This is a genomic window from Myxacorys sp. (assembly GCF_059501405.1).
Window position 1 is genome coordinate 1 of the sequence record NZ_JCACCM010000045.1, and the last position, 2970, is coordinate 2970.

Consider the following 2970-nt stretch of genomic DNA (forward strand, 5'->3'; position numbering starts at 1 on the left):
ACTATATGTCTTCTAGATTAAGCTATTGCCGATTAAATCTATTGTCTTAGCTTGCCCACAAAAGGACACGGGGATATGCATGATTTAACTGAACAGATCAGCCGAATTATCCAGAAAGCAGGCATTCAGACGGGGATGGTGAATGTGTTTAATGTGGGCAGTACAGGTGCAATTGGAGCGATCGAATTTGAGCCAGGGTTACAGCGAGACTTACCCCAACTGCTGAACAATTTGATTCCACCCAGTCGAGACTATGGGCATGAGCGACCTGGCATGATGGCAACGGACACTCCCATCTCCAGGCAACCTGGCTTGGACCATCCCTGACCGTACCCATTGAGCAGGGCAAGTTGGTTCTTGGAACGTGGCAGCAGATTTTTCACCTGGAATGTGATGTCAAAGCCCGACAACGCAAAGTGATGGTGACGATCTACGGGGAGTAGCCCAGTCACCATCGAATGCTACAGGTTGAGAGATTGAACACTCAAATCTTTCAAGGTAATCGTAAAGTGACGTTGTTTTCCTGTTGCAACAAAAGCAACGATCGCTTCACACGCTATAGCTACCGTCAGCATCACCAAGTTACGTGCGAGTGGATAGTCACAGACATCATCATTGACATCGGATGGAACTCGATACACATCATTCCAGATTACTTCTGCATAATCGGCAGAGAGTCCAGCATGAAGGCAAGGAACCCCAGTGCGATCGGCATAATCCTTCACCGCTTGGCGAGAAGTGCTGTTGTCGAATGCATCAATAATTAATCCACTCTCTTTGAAGAGTTGAGCCGCATTTGTCGCAGTCAGTTCCTTAGTTTCAGCTTCTACCCTGGTTCCGATCGCTCGGTACAAATTATTCGCCAAAATCTTGGCTTTAAATGCACCCACATCCGAACGGTAGTAAGGCTGCGTGGAAAGATTGCGTTCCTCGATGCGATCGCGATCGATCACCTTGAGCTTACCAAAGCCAGCACGCGCTAAGTTCTCAGTCAGATTTGCGCCCAATGCTCCTGCACCACAGATAGTCACAGGGAATTCTTTGAGCTTTGCCATGACTGAATCTGTTCGGTAAAGCTGTTCATGAAAAAAGATGCTCATTGTCTCACCACTCCCGGTGTTCCATCACACCCACTAACGATTGCAGGTCGAAGTCGCGATCGCGTCCACTCAGGCAAATTCCAGAACTCACCACCGTTAGATCATCTTTGGCGATCGCACTGGTATGACGCACGCCATCTGATGTTGTCCAATCCACTGTCCAGTAATCGCCCCGATCCTGGAACTGGCGCAGTTCACCCCCGCCCAGCTTAAGAGCTTGACGCAGTCTCTTTTCATCTCGTTGAGGTTGGGCAAACCCTTCTATTTGCTGAGTCGCTAATTCGTAGAGCGATCGCATCTCTGGTGTCATCCTCTTAAATTGCAATTCTTCAACGGGAGTCAATTGCTTAAGAGCAGATTGCAGGGTTTCGGAGATCGCAGGATCAGCGCGGCGATCGACTTCCTCAAACCAACAGGAGTTGCCATTCCAGCGAGCAAGGATTTGCTCAAAGGCAATGCCTTCTGTCACCAAATGCACAACCACAGGTTTAACTGCCTTAAACCGCTGTCGCATATCCGCTTCATTGATTGGATACGCCAGCCAGGTTTGATTTTGCAAGTGATACGCCAACCGCAACCGAATCGCTGAAAACTGCTGCAAGTAAGCCACGATCTGGGGCAAATCTGCTCCTTCGACTAGCATTACGGTTTGTTTGTCTACAGGCTGAAAAATACCCCATCCTTCAAACTGCTGAGGTTGAGGAGTGAAGGTATAGACCATTCCTGCTACCCGCGTGCGAACCTGTCCATCCCTCACGCAAGGAGCAAGGAATTGAGTGGATTGCAATTGTGCTTCAGCATTGGCAATCTGGTTGAGTAGCTTACGGATATCAGTCATCGTCATTAAGCAGTTGAAGGTTGTTGAAGTTGTTGCCTGCCTAAAATGAACGGCAGCAGTTTAGCAATATTTCTGGCATCGTCAATACCTCGGTGATGAGTTCCCTCTAGCGTAATTTCTGCCAGTTGTAAGGCTTCTGCCATGCCATACCGCTTGGGTAAACCTTGAGCCTCACTGAACAACTGTTTAAGGTTGATGTGAGGATAGGCAATGGGGAAAGGAAGGTTATGAAACTTGCTGTCTTGTTTGAACTGATTGCGGTCATAATCACCCCAGGAACCAAACACCGCATTGGGATAATTAGACAGCCATTGTTTTAGCAGGGAGATCGCTTCTACATAGCTCGGAGCCTGGTCAACTTGTTCCTGGGTAATCGAGGTTAACGACTTGCAAAAATTTGTGAGGACAGGATAACGAACAGGTTTGATAAACGTTTGAAACTCATCAATTACGTTTAAGCTCTGTGCTTCAACCATTACGGCTCCGATTTCGATAATCTCCGTCTCACGCCGTTTAATCGTTTCCCGATTACAGCAGGTCGCCTCTAGATCAAGGACTAAATAATAATCGTATTGAGTTAAGTTCATCATCTCCTCCTCCCTTCCCCTCACTTGCATTTATCAATTCTCGTTGCGTAAAATCTCACGCACCTCCATCAAAATTTGCCCCAGTTTGTTTTTACCACTGCCATCTTTGCCACAGCCCCAGTAGTAATCGATCGAGGTGTTCTCCACTAGTACTTCATCGCCAGTTGTCAGCAATATTTCTCGAATGTCTGCATGGGTTCTAAACTTTTGCAGGACTGCTTTTCTCATAACATCATCTTTGACCTGCTCCCAATCAGAGCGGAGGGGTAGGGAGCGATTTCTACCCATGTTTGCTGCATCTTTAGGCGTTTTTGTTTGCCGTACCTTTTCTAGGTAGGGCGTATCGATGAATTTCTGGGCTTGAAAGTAATGCTCACTGGTTGCCCAATACACTAGACTTAATCGGCAATAGCTTAATCTAGAAGACATATAGTTATTCTCGCTC

Annotated in this window: 6 protein-coding genes; 2 read left to right on the forward strand and 4 right to left on the reverse strand. The window is 47.2% G+C overall.

What is annotated here, in order from left to right:
- Positions 1-51: 51 nt before the first annotated feature.
- A complete protein-coding gene (locus AC5I6P_RS04110) occupies positions 52-327 on the forward strand; it encodes a YjbQ family protein (RefSeq protein WP_495692489.1) in 276 nt (91 codons plus the stop codon).
- A gap of 8 nt (positions 328-335) precedes the next feature.
- Positions 336-443: a YjbQ family protein gene (locus tag AC5I6P_RS04115; protein WP_495692493.1), complete on the forward strand. Its 108-nt coding sequence runs from the start codon at positions 336-338 to the stop codon at positions 441-443.
- 18 nt (positions 444-461) lie between these two features.
- Here the strand turns inward: AC5I6P_RS04115 and AC5I6P_RS04120 are convergent, their stop codons facing one another.
- From AC5I6P_RS04120 to ybiA, 4 genes are read right to left on the reverse strand one after another with little or no spacing between them, the layout of a single operon-like run.
- A complete protein-coding gene (locus tag AC5I6P_RS04120; RefSeq protein ID WP_495692490.1) occupies positions 462-1100 on the reverse strand; it encodes a HesA/MoeB/ThiF family protein in 639 nt (212 codons plus the stop codon).
- A gap of 4 nt (positions 1101-1104) precedes the next feature.
- Positions 1105-1938 (reverse strand): hypothetical protein, encoded by an 834-nt coding sequence (locus AC5I6P_RS04125; protein ID WP_495692491.1) that lies wholly within the window; start codon positions 1936-1938, stop codon positions 1105-1107.
- A 5-nt stretch (positions 1939-1943) separates the two neighbouring features.
- Positions 1944-2528: a 3'-5' exonuclease gene (locus AC5I6P_RS04130; RefSeq protein ID WP_495692492.1), complete on the reverse strand. Its 585-nt coding sequence runs from the start codon at positions 2526-2528 to the stop codon at positions 1944-1946.
- 30 nt (positions 2529-2558) lie between these two features.
- Positions 2559-2954 (reverse strand): riboflavin biosynthesis intermediates N-glycosidase, encoded by a 396-nt coding sequence (gene ybiA / locus AC5I6P_RS04135; RefSeq protein WP_495692494.1) that lies wholly within the window; start codon positions 2952-2954, stop codon positions 2559-2561.
- Positions 2955-2970 lie beyond the last annotated feature (16 nt).

Coding starts and splice junctions, on each gene's coding strand:
- AC5I6P_RS04120 (WP_495692490.1), bottom strand. CDS start 1,100: ATGAGCATCTTTTTTCATGAACAGCTTTACCGAACAGATTCAGTCATG.
- AC5I6P_RS04125 (WP_495692491.1), bottom strand. CDS start 1,938: ATGACTGATATCCGTAAGCTACTCAACCAGATTGCCAATGCTGAAGCA.
- AC5I6P_RS04130 (WP_495692492.1), bottom strand. CDS start 2,528: ATGATGAACTTAACTCAATACGATTATTATTTAGTCCTTGATCTAGAG.
- ybiA (WP_495692494.1), bottom strand. CDS start 2,954: ATGTCTTCTAGATTAAGCTATTGCCGATTAAGTCTAGTGTATTGGGCA.